Source organism: Clostridium thermosuccinogenes (genome assembly GCF_002896855.1).
GTDB classification, from domain to species: Bacteria; Bacillota; Clostridia; order Acetivibrionales; family DSM-5807; genus Pseudoclostridium; species Pseudoclostridium thermosuccinogenes.
Map to the genome: position 1 here is coordinate 1,151,438 of NZ_CP021850.1, position 16,288 is coordinate 1,167,725.

Sequence of the window (16,288 nt, forward strand, 5' to 3'; positions counted from 1 at the left end):
TTTGTCTACGGGCACTATAATAAGGGGAATTGGCGGTTTTTACTATGTAAAAGCCAATGGGAAAGTTTATGAGTGCAAGGCAAGGGGTGTTTTCCGGAAAAATGAAGTGACGCCCCTTCCAGGAGACAGAGTTGTAATATCGGTTATTGATGAATCAAAACTGACGGCTTCCATTGATGAGATACTGGCAAGGAGTTCGCAGCTTATAAGGCCTGCAGTTGCCAATGTGGACCAGCTTGTTGCAGTTATAGCTGCCAAATCACCTTCTCCGGATTTCATGCTGCTGGACAAACTGCTTGTAACTGCCGAAGCGAAAGGTATCGTACCGGTCATTTGCATAAATAAGATCGACCTGGACGCAGAAAATAATTATGTCAGGATAATCGAAGCCTATGAGAAAACAGGGTATAAGATTATTGCCCTGAGTTCCAAGCTCAATATTGGGATCGATAACTTAAGGGAAGTTTTATGTGGGCATCTGACCACTTTTGCGGGCCAGTCGGGGGTAGGCAAGTCAACCATACTTAACAATATAATGAAATATAGTGTCATGCAAACAGGAGAGATAAGCGAAAAGATAGAAAGAGGCAGGCATACCACCAGGCATGCGGAGCTGGTAGAGCTGGACAGCGGTGGTTACATTGTGGATACGCCTGGCTTCAGCTCTTTCGAGCTGGCAGATATTAAATATAACGAGCTCCCGTACTTGTATCCCGAATTTGCTGAACACATGGATAAATGTAAGTTTACAGGCTGCAGCCATATCAGCGAGCCGGGGTGCGGTGTGAAGGATGCGGTAGAAAGAGGACTTGTAAGCAGGGAAAGGTATGGAAGGTATGTCCGGTTATACAATGAGTTAAAATCCATAGATCCCTATAAGGATAAGGGTAAAAAGCAAAAAAAAGAAGCTAAAGAAGCAAAATAAGATAAAAAAGATAAGGCCAGGTAAAGCATGGTCTATCAATATGGCTTTATACATAGTGATTTATGCAACAGAATTAAATTTGATTGTAAGGAAGTGGGCTGAGTGATAAAAATTGCTCCCTCCCTGCTGTCATCAGATTTTTCAAAGCTGGGAGAGGAAATACTTAAGGTAGAAAAATCAGGTGCGGACCTCATACACATAGACGTAATGGATGGACATTTTGTACCAAATATTACCATAGGGCCGCCGGTTATAAAGATGCTGAGGAAGGTGACAACCCTTCCTTTTGATGTACACCTCATGATAGATAATGCAGAAAAGTATATCGATGATTTTATAGATGCAGGAGCGGACATAATATCCGTTCATGTGGAGGCAAATCCTCATTTGAACCGCGTCATTCAGAAAATCAAGCAAAGGAATAAAAAAGCAGCAGCTGTGCTTAATCCGGCTACATCCCTGTCGTCACTGGATTGGATTCTGGAGGATTTGGACATGGTGCTGCTGATGACAGTGAATCCTGGCTTCGGAGGTCAGAAATACATAGAATCGAGCACGAGAAAGATAAGGAAGCTTAAGGAAATTATAACATCGAGACATCTGGACATTGATATAGAAGTGGACGGAGGAATCAGTCCGGATAATGTATATGAAGTGACAGAAGCCGGCGCCAATGTAATTGTTGCGGGATCGGCGGTGTTTGATGCTCCGGACGTGTCGGAGGTTATAAGCCAGCTGAGGCAGAAAGCAGCCCGATAGCTGGTGAAAAGTAAAAAGCTTTTCAGCGGTTTGATTTAAATTAGGAAGAAACAGATATCAAAGGGTAGAAGAAAGCCGGTGCTTTTGGGGATATTGGCATCGTAGTTGTCTGAACTGTGAGGCAGCGGTGCATCTTCGTGCATTTTTAGCAAACAACCATCACAGGGGGAATCTAAGATATCAAAAGCTGTAATAATATGCAACGGAAGCATTGAGGACTATTCATACTATAAAAAACATCTGGAGGCTGCCCAATTCATTATATGTGCCGACGGCGGCGCCACCCATGCTCTGAAATTCGGCATAAAGCCGGATGTACTCCTGGGGGATTTTGACTCGATACCGAAGGGGGACTTTGATTGTTTACTGGAGCAGGGGGTGGAGATAGTAAAATACCCCTCCGAAAAAGATATGACCGATGCTGAAATCGCTGCAGAGCTGGCGATGGAAAAAGGGTATGATGAAATAGTATTCATTGGCGCTACGGGTACCAGACTGGATCATTCCCTCTCCAATATCATGATGCTAAAATCCTTGTTGGAGCGTGGTGTAAAGGGTATCATAGTCAATGAGCATAATGAAGTCATGGTTATCGATAAGCATGTGACCCTTATCAGGGAAGAAAACTATAAGGTTACCCTGCTTCCTTTGACTGAAATAGTGGAAGGGGTCAGCACAAAGGGACTTTATTATGAATTGAAGGATGCAACCCTGAAAATGGGTTCGAGCCTTGGAGTGAGCAACGAGTTTTCCGAAGATGCGGCGGAAGTGACGATAAAAAAAGGATTGATGCTGGTGATTAAAGCCAGGGATTAAGAAGGAGTGCTTCCATTATCAGCCGAGTTCATTTCTAAATTAACTCATTGTGCTGCCATTTTTTAAGCATAGATTCCAAGTCCAACATCTACCTGGCACAGTAAATTAAACTTATAGCTTATATGACAAAAACAGCAGCTTTTTTAGCTGCTGTTTTTTGAACAAATCTGCTCATATGCCAATCCTTTGTGTCTGAAACCTTCCAAACAAAGATTATGTCCAGCTGGCTTTATTTGAAATACTCCTTTGCAAGGGCTTCAAAGGCCGGCAGTGAATTTTCGATCGTTTCAAGGCTTATGCAGTAGGACAGCCTTACATGGCCGGGGAAGCCGAATCCGGTTCCGGGTACCAGGAGAAGGTTGTATTTCAAAGCATGGTTTACAAACTCAACATCATCATCTATTGGAGTTTTGGGAAAAAGGTAAAAGGCTCCTTGCGGTTTAACACAGCTAAATCCAAGGCTGACCAGCTTATTATACAGTATATCCCTCTTTTTCCTGTAGGATTCAATATCAACGGCCTCATCGAGGCTTTCGGCGATAACCTTCTGCATAAGGGAAGGAGCGTTGACAAAGCCCAGGACACGGTTGGAGTATATCATCGCATTAATCAGCAAGTCCACATCCTTTATATTGGGGCTTGCTGCTATATATCCTATCCTTTCGCCCGGCAGCGCCAGCGATTTGCTGAAGGAATTTACTATTATGGCATTTTTGAATATCCTGAGAATCCCTGGAACCTTAACCCCGTCATATACTATCTTGGCATAGGGCTCGTCGGAAAGAACAAAGATTTCGGTGCCGAATTCCTTCCCTTTTTGCTCCAGCACATCTGCCAGCTTTTTGAGGATTTCCTCGCTGTATATAACCCCTGTAGGGTTATTGGGAGAATTGAGTATGATCGCCTTTGTAGCAGGAGTGATGGCCTTTTCTATCGCATCTATGTCGGGTTCAAAATCACCAGAATTGGTTTTTACAACGACAGGCTTGCCTCCGCAATTGTCTATATAAAAGAGATATTCTACGAAGTAGGGGGCGAGGACAATAACCTCCTCATCAGGGTTCAATATGGACTTAAGCACAACATTAAGGGCTCCGGCAGCACCAACTGTCATTATTATATTGTTAAAGGGCACTTCCATGCCGTTTTCCCTGCTTATGTATTCTGCTACCTTCCGACGCACATCGGTATGTCCGGCATTGCTCATATACCTGTGCAATCCCGGCTCATTGCTTTCCACCAGATTTTTAAGGGTTTGCCGTACTTTCATGGGAGGCTCTATATCAGGATTCCCTATGCTGAAATCATAAACCTTGTCTGCTCCATATATTTTGCGAAGCTTTTCACCTTGCTCAAACATAGCCCTGATCCATGATGATTTGCTTAGATTCTCCACAACCTTTTTAGAAAACACAAAAACCACTCCTTTATCTAATATATTTATTTATGGTATAAGCTCTCGCAGCTCTCATTATGTTTATATTCAATTCATACCGGTTCTGAGTTTTTCTATTATGCTCTCATCCGGAGTTATATTGATTGTTTTGTAGTTTTCATATATGACCATTCCGGGTTTTGCTCCCCCGGGTTTTTTTACATGTTTTACATTGGTATAATCTACAGGCACATTGGAGGACATTTTCGCCTTGCTGTGATATGCAGCGAGGGCTGCCGCCTCCATCAATGTCCTTTCCGGTATATCCTGGCGGCTCTTTTTTATGATAACATGGGAGCCGGGAATATTTTTCGTATGAAGCCATATATCATTGGGTGATGCCAGCCTGAGCGTCAGGTAGTCGTTCTGCTTGTTATTTTTCCCTACATAAATGTCAATACCGTCACTGGATTTAAAATGCAGAGGAGATGTGGAGGCATCCTTCCCTTTGGTATTAGCCTTTTTCCTGAGGGACATATACCCCTGCTCAGCCAGCTCATTCCTTATCTCATCAATTTCCTGCGGGCTTGTGCAGTTCTCCAGCATCTGAAGCACACTCTCCAGATATTCCAGTTCCCGGAGGCTTTCTTCCAGCTGCTTGCTGGTATTGAGGTAGGTGCTTTTGGCTTTGGCGTACTGCCTGTAATACTTCTGTGCGTTCTGCTGGGCAGTCAGGTTTTCATCCAGAGGGATTTCCACATATTCTCCTTTTTCGCTGTAATAGTTTTGCAGGGACACGCTTTTGGCATTTTCAGGTATGCAGTAGATATTGGCTGTGATCAGTTCGCCAAAAAGCCTGAGCTTTTCCCTGTCGGCGACATCTCTCAGAGTATCCTGCTGTATGGCAATCTTCTTGTTGCATCGGTCAATGCTGTTATTAAGCACTTTGATGATATTGGATTTTTTCTGCTTGAGATGCTCGATTCTGTCCTTTGTGGAGTAATACATGTCCAAAACCTGACTCATTGACGGCAGATATTTTGCATTTTGCCAGTGGGTGATCTTAAGGCAGTGAAAGTCCGCAGGTTCAGACTCAAATCCCTGCTTTTCTCCCAGGAGTATGCAGGGATAAAACTCATCGTGGGCTGCAGGATATATAATATCGGCCAGGGCGGTTTTCAAACGGTTCAAAGCATCCTCGCCGAGTTCCGAAGCAGGCATTTTGCCTTCTACTCCCGCGCGGAAGCATACTTCTCTGCACAAAAGAGGACTGAAGCCTTTTATTCCGTTCAATAGGTATTTTTCAATGTTCATGCCGGAATTTACGGCAGAATTTATGAACTGCTCGACGTCCAGACCTTCCGGACTTTGCTTGTCCTGTGAAGGAGGCAGAACATAAGGCCTTGCAGGCATAACTTCCCTGACTCTGCTTATATCAGAGTCCACGTGCTTTATGGAATCCAGGATTTTATCTTCATTGTTGGTCAAAATAATGTTGCTGTGGCGTCCCATGATTTCTATGATCAATTTTTTTTCCAGCATGTCTCCCAGTTCGTTTACCGATTCTATGCGCAGGACGACTATTCTTTCATAATCCATGAAGTTTACGTCAATAATTCTACCTCCGGAAATATGCTTTCTCAAAAACATGCAAAATACGGGAGGAACAGCCGGATTATCCTTTACCGTGTTGGTTAAATGAATTCTTGGGTAATTTGCGCTGGCGCTAAGCAAAAGCCTGAGATTCTGGCCTTTTGCTCTTATATTCAGTATGATCTCATCCGCTTCGGGCTGAAATATTTTTTCTATACGTCCTCCGGGAAGCATATCCGATAACTCACGGACAATGCATTTAGTTACAACCCCATCAAAAGGCACGGTTCCACCCCTTCTCCAAACAAATATATGTAATTTCGATGTTATACTAAGATAGTATACCATGTTATATAAAGGTTATCAAAGTGTAATAAAACAGTAAAGTTCATGGAAATACCCCGGGAATATGCATGTTACAAGAAGGATTCGGGCATTGCAGGCAATTGGATGCTTCCTGCATATGGAAATAAATGTAATTTACTATGCAGGATTTTCTTGTTACAAGTAGAATAAGTATATATGGATAATATAACCAGTTTGACAAGAAAATAGCATAAATTGCAGCAGAAAATTTTTATGTGAAGTAGGTATGGATATGAAAGGAAAGCAAAAAATTGTTTTAAGAGTTATATTTGTATCATTTATCCCGGTCTTACTCAATTATCTTGCAAAATCAGAGAATTGCCTGGATGATTTACAAAAAAGCGGTTTCATAGGCCAAAATATAAACATTCGTCTATGGAAGGATATTTTCCTGTTAATTTCCGCTCTATTTACAACCATATTCTTAAGCATAAAGCTTGCCTGTTTGGAAGCCAATCAAAAAATTATTGCCAATCAGAGGGAATCGTTAATAAAATATAATAAGGAAATTTTCTTTAAAGCACTGGGCAATAAACTGATGACAACCGATAAAAATATAAATGTTAGAATATTTGTACAAAAGAAGGGAATATTATTACATGTAAAAAAAATACTTGCAAAAATTACTAATGGATATATACAATATAAGGAGATATTTACGATTAGAAATATCGAAGGACTGGCGGATACTGGAATTACCAAAAACCTGTCCTTTGAGGTTTGTCCCGAACCTCAGGGTCTGGTTGGACAATGCTACAAGTTACGCACAATAATATTTGAGGATAACTTTAAAAGAAATTGTATAAACTATAATATTACAGAATATCAGAAAAGCAAATTGAACGACATTGAATTTTGGCTTTGCGCACCTATTTTTAATGAAAAGGGAGAGATAATTTCGATAGTATCTTTTGATAGTGCACAAAAGGTAAATATATCGAAAGCCAATAAATCAGTATGGATAGATATGGTTACAAATTACTGTCAATTTTTGTACGAGTATTTGCCGGAATTGTTTGGGTAGGGGGTAACTATTAGAATGAGACTTTTGCTTAAAAGGATGCATAAGAGAGCTAACAGAAATAAAACTGAGAAATTTATGACGGATCTTGGTATTACAGCTTTTTATGAGAAATCGGACAAAAAGAGCAAGAATGAAATGAACCAGCAAGCACTTTTGGATGAAAAGGAAAAATCCTCGAAACAGTGCATAGAAAAAAGCATCACGATCACTAACTTAAGCACTAAGGCCGGGTTATTAAGTGAAGGATCAAATATAATATAACCTTATAGGCTTAAATTTCATTAACTTGCGCGAATAAAGCAGCTTTTATAGCTGCTTTATTTGTGCTTTCTATGAGGAATTGTTCTTCCGCATGCCGGTGTCAGGACGGCTTAATGCCCAAATAGCAAAGAAGAAACAGACAATGGCCAAAAAAAGACATGTTGCGTGAAGAGGCAACATATCTTACAATAAAGATAAACGGTTTAAGCAATAATATGAGAAATCATGCTTGGAATATTAGAAATATTGCGTTGAAAAGCATATAATAAAACAGCTGGATTTTAATTAATAAGCTGCCAAATTGAAGGGATTTCAAAACCTCAATCAAAGATAGCTTAATAAATGATGCATGCTGCCGGAATTTCAAGCCGTTTTTGGGAGTGATAACATGGTTATAGGTATCTGTAGGATTGTTTTATCAATAGATGAAGCTTTCTCCCTCAAAGAGAAAAGGCATATTGTCAAAAGCATAACAGAAAGATTGAAATCAAGGTTCAATGCCTCGGTGGCTGAGGTTGGGCTTAATGATATATGGAAAAATTCCGTAATTGGAATAGCCTGCGTATCCAACGAAGCGGCGCATGCAGACAGAATGATGTCCGGTATGGTGAACTTCGTAGAAAATGACGGCAGGGCGGAAATAATAGATTACAGCACCGAGCTTATACATGTGGATTAGGCACAATATCAATGGATTATATTCAAGGGTACTGAATTAATACCGGCAAATTTACGATAAAATTGCAAGATGCCTTTTATATTTTTTCTTTACTTCTGCTGCGGTCATTCGAAGGGTTGCTGGCGTTTAGGCAATATATTTCGAAGCCTTGACATTTAAAATTTCCAGGAGTAATATTAAGGTAATACGGGGGATTAACTCAGTGGGAGAGTGCTACCTTCACACGGTAGAAGTCGTTGGTTCGAATCCAACATTCCCTACCAATTTAAGATTATATGCCCTGACATCAGGGCATTATTTTTGCTTTCAAAGGTCAGACAGCAAAGTTTTATAAACAAAGAAACTTTTCCTATTGACTATTATAGCTTTGTGTATTAAAATAAGAATGCAGTTTTTATTAGACAGCTTTGAAATGCAGATATTGCGCAGGTGGAAGCGTATTCTGCATAATGTGTACAACATAGAGAGTAGACAGCTTAATGATGTAAGTTTAGAAAATAAATATAAGAATTTAAAATACGTGGGGGTATAGCTCAGCTGGGAGAGCGCTTGAATGGCATTCAAGAGGTCAGCGGTTCGATCCCGCTTATCTCCACCATAGCAAAAAGTCACAAAGTCAATGCTTTGTGACTTTTTTGCTATTTGGAAATATAATGAGATAAAATGAGATAATATGAAGAATGTGCCGATAGAATACAGCCGCCAGTCCTTATCAATAAGCAAAAAGTGATAAGTAAGTGAAAGACTGCACATACAAGACATTTTATCTGAAAAATGGTAATATTAACATGGGGTGCTCATTGAACACAGGTTGTGGTGAAAAGCATTTTTGAAAGGAGGAGGTCAACACGGAAAAAATATTGGTGATCGAAGATGATGAGAGCATACGGAAGGAGTTGGTGACGCTGCTTCGGTCCAACGGGTATCTTACCGTGGACGAGCCTCCCTGCGATCTTGCCCTTTTGGACATCAATCTGCCGGGGGAAAGCGGCTATGAGATTTGCAGGAAGTTAAGGCAGAACTCTGATGTGCCGGTGATTTTTCTCACCGCCAGGGATTCGGCTGAGGATGAGATCCTAGGCTTTGGCTTTGGCGCGGATGACTATATCCGCAAGCCGTATAATTCCTCCGTTCTCCTGGCCCGCATCGCCCGTCTGCTGAAGAGGAAAAGCACCCAGACGATGACTGTACGGGGCCTTACGTTGAATCTGTCGGATATGACAGTCAGCTACGAGGGAAACATTGAGGAGCTGACAAAAAACGAGACCCGGATTTTGTACTGCCTGATGCAAAAGGAACTGTGCACCCGGGAGGAGCTCATTGAGGATTTATGGAACAACAGTCTGTATATCGATGAAAACACCCTATATGTCAATATTAACCGGCTGAGGGAAAAATTAAAACGCTTGGGCGCTGAAAATTACATCCGCACGGTCCGGGGCGTGGGGTACAGACTATGAAATTAAGGGAGTATATCTATTCTAAAGCCGTAACCTTGTGCTTTATTGCCATTGGCGCCTTGATATCGAGCATCTTCATGCTCCTTGCCGGAACCGATGTATTGCTTATTTGTACGGCGGAGTTGTTTCTTGTGATGATGGTCCTGTTGTGGCTTTTTGTCAGCTATTTTATAGAGCGGGCCAGGTTGAATAAGCTGGAACGGATCATGGAAGAACTGCCGGAAAAATACCTTCTGGGAGAAGTGCTGCCGACCCCCACCAGCGCAGTAGAAAAGCAGTATTTCAGAATTATGAAGACAGTATCCCGTTCCGCAATTGGTGCTGTGGAACAGGCCCAACGGGAAAAAAATGAATATTGCAGCTATGTGGAAAGCTGGATTCATGAAATAAAAACTCCCCTGACAGCTTGCTCCCTGATTTTATCCAACGGCGGTGATGTCCGCAAACTGAAACGGGAGTTGAAACGGGCCGACAATCTTACTGAAAGCATCCTCTACTACGCCAGGATGCGCAGCATTGAAAAGGACACCCAGATCAGGGAAATCCGTGTGTCGGAAGTAATGAATGATGCGGTAAAAAGCCAGATGGAGCTGTTGATCGCAGCAGGAATCAGTGTGGAGCTGCAGGGCGATTTTTCTGTACATACCGACAGCAAATCTTTGGGATTCATTTTGAAGCAGTTGCTCATCAACTGCGCCAAGTATTGCCCCGGATGCCATGTGACCATGACGGCAGAGAATGGTGTGATTACGGTTCAGGACAATGGTATCGGCATCCCTGCCAATGAGCTTCGCCGCGTCACAGAGAGGGGGTTCACCGGGACGAATGGCCGCCGCTTGGGCGGAAGTACCGGTATGGGGCTTTACATAGTCAGCGAACTGTGCCGTCAGCTTGGGGTCATGCTGGAAATAGAATCAGAGCTGTCAAAATACACGCGTATTCGACTTTCTTTCGATAATCTTACAAAATCGTAAGAAAAGTTTTATACATATGTTAGAAATATTAACTCCGTTTAATGCTATAATAAGGGCGAAACGGAGGTATTTTATGAAAGAGGTATTGCAGGTAAAAAATGTGACTAAATACTACGGCAACGGAAGTGTTGTGACAAGAGCCCTGAATGGAATTTCCTTTAAGGTGTACCAAGGAGAGTTCACCGCCATCATGGGTGCATCCGGATCCGGCAAAAGCACGTTGCTGAATGTGATTTCCACAATAGATCGGGCGAGTGCCGGAGACATATATTTGGAAGGCAAAAATCTGGCAGAATTGAAGGAAAACCAACTGTCAGCCTTTCGTCGGGATAAGCTGGGTTTTATCTTTCAGGAATACAATCTTCTGGACACTTTAACTGTCGCTGAGAATATCACCTTGCCTCTGAACTTGAAAAAGATGGATGTAGAGACAACCAATAAGGAACTGATGCGGGTTTCAGACGCACTGGGTATCACCGATCAGTTGAGCAAATTTCCATATGAACTGTCCGGTGGCCAGCGTCAGCGGGTGGCCTGTGCCAGAGCCATCATCACAAGACCTGCACTGGTGTTGGCGGATGAGCCTACCGGAGCATTGGATTCCCAGAACTCAAAGCAGTTGATGAAAACCTTCGTTCAGATGAACGAGTCCCTGGGCTCCACCATTCTGATGGTGACCCATGATCCGGTGGTAGGTTCCTATGCTAAGCGAGTACTGTTCCTGAAGGACGGAAAGATCTGGAGTGAAATAGATAACAGCGGACGAGACAGACAAGCTATGTACCGGGAAATCTTGTCGGTTATGGCAGCACTGGGAGGTGACACGTTTGTTCATTAAACTGGCCTCACGCAATGTCAAACGGCAGATCGGCAATTATATGATATATTTCATCACCGTGTCGCTGACGGTGGCGTTAATGTTTGCAATAAATAATGTGATTTTCTCCAAAAAGCTGCAGGAATATGCCGCTCAAATGGAAATGCTGAGAACAGGCCTTATAGGCATCACCATTTTCATCTCCCTGATCGTGTCCTTTGTCCTGAGCTATGGGACTTCCTTCATTCTTAAGCTGCGAAAGAGGGAATTCGGCACCTATTTGACCCTGGGTATGACCAGAAAGAACATACTGACCATTTTTGTTCTGGAGACCCTTATTTTATGCATTGCTGCTCTGGCGACGGGTATTGTCCTGGGATTGTTCATTTATCAGGGGTTAATGGGGCTTTTAACCTATCTGATGGAAGTCGAGTATGTCTTTGCTGACTATTCCATGGAAGGCATGACTTTTACCATTGTGATGGTGACTGCCGTATTCCTTCTGTCCTCTGTGACATCTGCCATTTATCTGAAACGGGTCAGCATCTATCAGCTAATCCATGGGGACAGGATGGTGGAAAAAAGAGTGAAGCATCCGGTATTCTGGATGACGCTCACCTTGATTTCCCTGGCCGGTATCGTGGGAAGCTGTATAGCTTTTTATAAAGTCATTGAACATTTGTTTTTAAGTGATGGTAATGCATCCGAATGGCCTATCATGGGTTGCATGGTGGTACTGGCCGTGACCGTTGTGACCTTCCATACGGGTTTTGCCCGCAGTGTGGTCAATCTTATGCTGAAGAACAGGAAATTATGTTGCAGGGGTACAAATATATTTGTCCTGAGGCAGTTATCCGGCAAGTTGAGCGCAAACTCCATCATGGCCGGCGCTCTGGCTTTTTTGATAGCTTTTGCCGCTATCGGGGCCAATGTGTCTTTTTCACAGAAAATTACCGAGCAGGCAGTCTTGAATAAATTTTATCCCTTTGATATAAGCGCAATTCTCGATGCATACGAGGAAAACCCCATAGGTTTGGAGGAAGCAAGAGAGATCATCCTTCGATATGCCGGGATTGAGAAAGAGATTGATTTCAATATCTATACCACCGGCGACAATTATCTCCACGGTTTCACTATATGGAGCGGAGAGAATTTTAAGAGGGTGAAGGATTCCTTCATCAGGGAAAGCGATATCAATCGGCTGAATGCTGCTTTGGGATGGGAACCGATAGATTTAAAAGGCGGCTTTGTGATCATGTCCGACATTCCGCAGGTTATGAATATGGATTTTTCCTCCGCTGAGCTGACATTAAACGGAAAGACCTATTCCTGTACCGGAAAAACAGATGTCATGCCCTTGCGCGCCTACTTTTTCTTCGCCGCCATTGTACCGGACGAGGCGGTGGAGGGGCTTGATATCCAGACTCAGTGCGCATCCTTTGATTTGAAGGATGAAAAATTCGATGCTCACGGGCTTCAAAGTGAATTGTCCTATTCCACTAACGGTAATGGCTTTACTTTCATGCGCAGCGATTATAAAATAAAGGAATATGAAAGGCTGCAGCGCAGCAGTTCGACGGCCATCTTCATCATCAGCACCCTTTACATGGCAGTAGTGTTTGTGTTCATGTCCATGGCCATCCTGGCGCTGAAAACTTTGTCCGGCATGTCTGAAGATAGGAGAAGATACGATGTTTTGTTCCGCCTGGGTGCCGGGGAACGGGAGCAAAGCAAAACCCTCTTTTTGCAGATATTCAGCTTCTTCTTCCTGCCTTTTGCGATACCCTTGCTGCTGAACATTCCTGCCGGCATCACATGCTCACGGATTATGGAGCTGGGAGGTCTAATGAAGCAATCAGGTGAAATTCTGGTCACCACCGTTCTCATCACCACCGTAATGGCTGCCATTTACCTTTTGTATTTTGGTGCGACCTACTTGATTGCCAAACACAATATTGTACGTACAAATATCTGAAAGGAACTAATTATGACTGAGAAACAGAAAAAGCAAATAGCAGGAGCCAGCATCATCATATTGGTTCTGCTTTCATTGATCATATCCTGGTTTGTTGGAAAGCCGCTGCTAAAGTTTGTGTCTCAACCGGAACACTTCCGAGCATGGGTAGATCGCCATGGCTTATGGGGTAGGCTGGCTTTTATGGGAATGATGATTCTGCAGGTTGTAGTTGCCATCATTCCCGGTGAACCATTGGAAATTGGAGCAGGTTATGCTTTTGGCGCTGTGGAAGGTACCTTACTGTGCATAATAGGCGCGACTGTTGGAAGCATGCTGGTATTTTTATTTGTACGGAAGTTCGGAGTTAAGGCTGTGGAGATTTTTTTCTCCCGGGAAAAAATAGACTCTGTCCGTTTCCTGCAAAATACAAAAAATTTAAATTTTTTGGTGTTCACTGTGTTTTTTATACCGGGAACGCCGAAGGATATCCTTACTTATTGCGTCGGACTTACAAAAATAAGGTTTCGAACCTGGCTTTTTATTTCCGGCGTGGCAAGAATTCCGTCCATCATAACTTCTACCATAGGTGGCGATGCGCTGGGTATTAAAAATCACGGATTCGCAATCCTTGTGTTTATCGTCACATTGGTGGTTAGCGCCATAGGATTACTGGTTTACAGAAAATTCAGCATACGGCAGGAAGCAAAAGCCGATGAAGAGGTTGGACAAGGATAAATTCTGCGGCTTTCTCATTGCCAGGCAGATTCGGCAGGGAACCTTGAGGGAGCGGAAAACAGGACTTAATCAGCAATCAAAATGAATATATATTGCTCAAAAGTAAGTAAAAATCAAAAATAACAAAATAAGAATCGTTATTGACAATCAAAACTGAATAGAGTACAATTGTGAACAACATTAAAAGAAAAAAGCAATGACCGGGAAATAGTAACAGCAGTTCCATCCTTAAGAGAGCTTTCGTTTGGTGCGAGAAAGTAGGATACGGACGCTGTGAATTCATCCTGATAGCTGCACACTCAAAGGTGAGTGCCGAGTAGGCTGTGCCGGAATCCATCCGTTATAGTGGAGGGGCAATAATTGTTGCTCGCTGAGGTTGCATATGCAACGAAGACAAGGTGGTACCGCGAATAATAATTCGCCCCTGTTATACAGGAGGCGTTTTTTTATACCTAAAAAAGTGCACTTTTACTTGGAAAGGTTTTTTGAATGAATTGAAAATAAGGGGGATTAACCATGAGAAAGTCTTTTAGAATTCTGGCTTTTGTGTTGTCAGGATTATTAATTCTGACTGCAGCAGGCTGTTCAAAGAAAAATGAAGGCAATGATAATAAGAAAGGCACTTCCAAAAAATTAAGCGTCGGTATCATCCAATATATGGAGCATGTGGCTCTTGATGATGCCCGCAAGGGATTTATTGACGCGCTGAAGGACAACGGCTATGTCGATGGGGAAAACATCACCATCGATGTGCAAAATGCCCAGGGGGATCAGTCCAATCTATCCACCATCAGTGACCGTTTTGTCAGCAACAAGGTGGATTTGGTGCTGGCCATCGCTACTCCTGCAGCCCAGTCCATAGCGGGAAAAACCAAAGATATTCCGATTTTGGCGACAGCAGTTACCGATTTTGTAACAGCCAAACTGGTAAACTCCAATGAAGCTCCCGGCGGAAATGTCAGCGGTACAACGGACATGAATCCTATCAAGGAGCAGATCGACCTTCTTGTCAAACTGGTACCTGATGCAAAAACTGTTGGAGTGCTTTACACATCCAGCGAGGACAATTCCATCCTGCAGGCTTCAATTGCTAAGGAAGCGATAGAAAATCTTGGCCTCAAATATGTGGAAGTGACTGTTACCAACTCCAACGATGTTCAGCAGGCTACCCAGTCCATCGTAGAACAATGCGATGCGATATATATACCTACGGATAATACGTTCGCATCGGCTATGCCTGTAGTTCATGGCATAACATCCCAATCCAAAACTCCTGTCATCTGTGGAGAGTCCGGGATGGTTAACAATGGCGGACTGGCTACTCTGGGCATCAACTATTATAATTTGGGATATCAAACCGGCCTTATGGCAATAAGGATCTTCAAAGGCGAGGCTACACCAGCTACCATGCCCATTGAAGCTTCAAAAGAGTTTGACTTTGCCATAAACGGAGCTGTGGCAGAAGAGATAGGCATAGAGATTCCGGAGGATCTCAAGGAGTATATAATCAAGGGCGAATGATTTTATGATGCGACCCGCTTAATTAGACTAAATTACACTGAAATAATCGGAAAACCGGCTGAATTTTATACCTTTCCCTTGTTGAGAAAAAGGTTGGAAGCAGCTGTAAAAATATAGAATTGGGTGGATGAAATGTTGCAGATAATCTTAGGTGCGGTCTCCCTAGGCCTGTTGTGGGCTGTAATGACCATCGGTGTTTATATAACCTATCGCATATTGGACATAGCAGATCTGACGGTAGAAGGCAGTATTGCCATGGGCGCTGCAATCGCTGCCCAGGCCATTACTGGAGGAATAAATCCCTATATTGCCGTAGGATTGGCATTGCTGGGAGGAATGGCTGCGGGGCTTGTGACAGGTTTGCTGCATACACAGCTGAAAATTCCTGCTTTGCTGTCGGGTATCCTTACGATGATAGCTCTGTATTCCATCAACCTGCGCATAATGGGTAAGGCTAATGTATCCTTGCTCAAAATGAACACGGTGTATACGGTGTTTGAAAACCTTGGATTAAGCCGTAATAATGCTGTCATAGCTTTGGGGTTGATATGCGTATTGGCAGTGATATCCATTTTATACTGGTTCTTTGGGACGGAAATAGGCTGCGCCATTAGGGCTACAGGCAATAATCCCCATATGGTGCGTGCCCAGGGTATAAATACTGATATTACTAAAATTCTGGGTTTGGTAATAAGCAATGGTCTGGTGGCGTTAAGCGGTGCATTGATCGCACAAAGCCAGAGCTTTGCAGATGTGCAGATGGGTACAGGATCCATAGTAATAGGATTGGCTTCTGTTATAATAGGTGAAGTGCTGTTCGGCAAGAGAAACTTTTACAGCAGGCTGGTTTCATTGGCATTAGGAGCGATAACTTACCGCATAATCATAGCTTTTGTGCTTAAGATGGGCATGCCTGCCAATGATTTGAAGCTCTTTACGGCAATTACGGTGGCAGTGGCATTAGCATTGCCCACCATAAAGAACTATATTCACCCTGCAAGGATAACCATTAAGGAGGGTGAGTGA

At 43.0% G+C, this 16,288-nt stretch carries 15 protein-coding genes, 2 tRNA genes and 1 other annotated feature; of the genes, 15 read left to right on the forward strand and 2 right to left on the reverse strand.

The features are described 5' to 3' along the window. Position 1: 1 nt before the first annotated feature. From rsgA to CDO33_RS05035, 3 genes are all read left to right on the forward strand, one after another. Positions 2-925 carry a ribosome small subunit-dependent GTPase A gene (rsgA, locus tag CDO33_RS05025; RefSeq protein WP_103080872.1) on the forward strand — a complete coding sequence of 308 codons (924 nt, stop codon included), beginning with the start codon at positions 2-4 and terminating at the stop codon, positions 923-925. Between the two features lie 102 nt (positions 926-1,027). Continuing rightward, the gene (gene rpe, locus CDO33_RS05030) at positions 1,028-1,684 is read left to right on the forward strand and encodes a ribulose-phosphate 3-epimerase (RefSeq protein ID WP_103080871.1); all 657 of its coding nucleotides are present in this window, start codon (positions 1,028-1,030) and stop codon (positions 1,682-1,684) included. A 195-nt stretch (positions 1,685-1,879) separates the two neighbouring features. Next, positions 1,880-2,500: a thiamine diphosphokinase gene (locus CDO33_RS05035; RefSeq protein WP_274540083.1), complete on the forward strand. Its 621-nt coding sequence runs from the start codon at positions 1,880-1,882 to the stop codon at positions 2,498-2,500. 229 nt (positions 2,501-2,729) lie between these two features. On the opposite strand, the gene CDO33_RS05040 is transcribed toward CDO33_RS05035, so the two are convergent. Together CDO33_RS05040 and CDO33_RS05045 are read right to left on the reverse strand one after the other, a co-directional pair. After that, positions 2,730-3,914: a pyridoxal phosphate-dependent aminotransferase gene (locus CDO33_RS05040; RefSeq protein ID WP_103080869.1), complete on the reverse strand. Its 1,185-nt coding sequence runs from the start codon at positions 3,912-3,914 to the stop codon at positions 2,730-2,732. A 69-nt stretch (positions 3,915-3,983) separates the two neighbouring features. Continuing rightward, entirely contained in the window at positions 3,984-5,753 is a 1,770-nt protein-coding gene (locus tag CDO33_RS05045) for an Rqc2 family fibronectin-binding protein (RefSeq protein ID WP_103080868.1), read from the reverse strand. A gap of 313 nt (positions 5,754-6,066) precedes the next feature. Between CDO33_RS05045 and CDO33_RS05050 the strand changes: the two genes are divergently transcribed. The 12 genes from CDO33_RS05050 (at position 6,067) to CDO33_RS05105 (ending at position 16,288) form a co-directional block, all read left to right on the forward strand. Then, complete coding sequence (locus CDO33_RS05050; RefSeq protein ID WP_133158681.1) at positions 6,067-6,858, forward strand: hypothetical protein; 792 nt, start codon at positions 6,067-6,069, stop codon at positions 6,856-6,858. A gap of 15 nt (positions 6,859-6,873) precedes the next feature. After that, a complete protein-coding gene (locus CDO33_RS05055) occupies positions 6,874-7,119 on the forward strand; it encodes a hypothetical protein (RefSeq protein ID WP_103080866.1) in 246 nt (81 codons plus the stop codon). 388 nt (positions 7,120-7,507) lie between these two features. After that, the gene (locus tag CDO33_RS05060) at positions 7,508-7,798 is read left to right on the forward strand and encodes a DUF503 domain-containing protein (protein ID WP_103080865.1); all 291 of its coding nucleotides are present in this window, start codon (positions 7,508-7,510) and stop codon (positions 7,796-7,798) included. 188 nt (positions 7,799-7,986) lie between these two features. Then, positions 7,987-8,061, forward strand: a tRNA-Val gene (locus tag CDO33_RS05065). A gap of 259 nt (positions 8,062-8,320) precedes the next feature. Beyond that, a tRNA-Ala gene (locus CDO33_RS05070) sits at positions 8,321-8,396 on the forward strand. A gap of 265 nt (positions 8,397-8,661) precedes the next feature. Further along, positions 8,662-9,258 carry a response regulator transcription factor gene (locus tag CDO33_RS05075; protein ID WP_242973863.1) on the forward strand — a complete coding sequence of 199 codons (597 nt, stop codon included), beginning with the start codon at positions 8,662-8,664 and terminating at the stop codon, positions 9,256-9,258. Beyond that, complete coding sequence (locus CDO33_RS05080) at positions 9,255-10,232, forward strand: sensor histidine kinase (RefSeq protein WP_103080863.1); 978 nt, start codon at positions 9,255-9,257, stop codon at positions 10,230-10,232. The genes CDO33_RS05075 and CDO33_RS05080 overlap by 4 nt, the downstream gene beginning before the upstream one ends. A 73-nt stretch (positions 10,233-10,305) precedes the next feature. Further along, positions 10,306-11,070 (forward strand): ABC transporter ATP-binding protein, encoded by a 765-nt coding sequence (locus CDO33_RS05085; RefSeq protein ID WP_103080862.1) that lies wholly within the window; start codon positions 10,306-10,308, stop codon positions 11,068-11,070. Next, positions 11,060-13,024 (forward strand): ABC transporter permease, encoded by a 1,965-nt coding sequence (locus CDO33_RS05090; protein WP_103080861.1) that lies wholly within the window; start codon positions 11,060-11,062, stop codon positions 13,022-13,024. The genes CDO33_RS05085 and CDO33_RS05090 overlap by 11 nt, the downstream gene beginning before the upstream one ends. Before the next feature lie 12 nt (positions 13,025-13,036). Next, complete coding sequence (locus CDO33_RS05095; protein ID WP_103080860.1) at positions 13,037-13,741, forward strand: TVP38/TMEM64 family protein; 705 nt, start codon at positions 13,037-13,039, stop codon at positions 13,739-13,741. Between the two features lie 187 nt (positions 13,742-13,928). Next, positions 13,929-14,170 (forward strand) — a binding site (T-box leader). An 87-nt stretch (positions 14,171-14,257) separates the two neighbouring features. Beyond that, positions 14,258-15,262, forward strand: coding sequence for an ABC transporter substrate-binding protein (locus tag CDO33_RS05100; protein ID WP_103080859.1), 1,005 nt, complete (start codon positions 14,258-14,260; stop codon positions 15,260-15,262). A gap of 132 nt (positions 15,263-15,394) precedes the next feature. After that, positions 15,395-16,288, forward strand: a complete 894-nt coding sequence (locus CDO33_RS05105; protein WP_103080858.1) for an ABC transporter permease — start codon at positions 15,395-15,397, stop codon at positions 16,286-16,288.

What these genes read in the sequence shown, in the direction of transcription:
- CDO33_RS05055 (WP_103080866.1), top strand. Translation starts at nt 6,874, where the DNA reads ATGAGACTTTTGCTTAAAAGGATGCATAAGAGAGCTAACAGAAATAAA.
- CDO33_RS05080 (WP_103080863.1), top strand. Translation starts at nt 9,255, where the DNA reads ATGAAATTAAGGGAGTATATCTATTCTAAAGCCGTAACCTTGTGCTTT.
- CDO33_RS05100 (WP_103080859.1), top strand. Translation starts at nt 14,258, where the DNA reads ATGAGAAAGTCTTTTAGAATTCTGGCTTTTGTGTTGTCAGGATTATTA.
- CDO33_RS05085 (WP_103080862.1), top strand. Translation starts at nt 10,306, where the DNA reads ATGAAAGAGGTATTGCAGGTAAAAAATGTGACTAAATACTACGGCAAC.
- CDO33_RS05050 (WP_133158681.1), top strand. Translation starts at nt 6,067, where the DNA reads ATGAAAGGAAAGCAAAAAATTGTTTTAAGAGTTATATTTGTATCATTT.
- CDO33_RS05095 (WP_103080860.1), top strand. Translation starts at nt 13,037, where the DNA reads ATGACTGAGAAACAGAAAAAGCAAATAGCAGGAGCCAGCATCATCATA.
- CDO33_RS05105 (WP_103080858.1), top strand. Translation starts at nt 15,395, where the DNA reads ATGTTGCAGATAATCTTAGGTGCGGTCTCCCTAGGCCTGTTGTGGGCT.
- CDO33_RS05060 (WP_103080865.1), top strand. Translation starts at nt 7,508, where the DNA reads ATGGTTATAGGTATCTGTAGGATTGTTTTATCAATAGATGAAGCTTTC.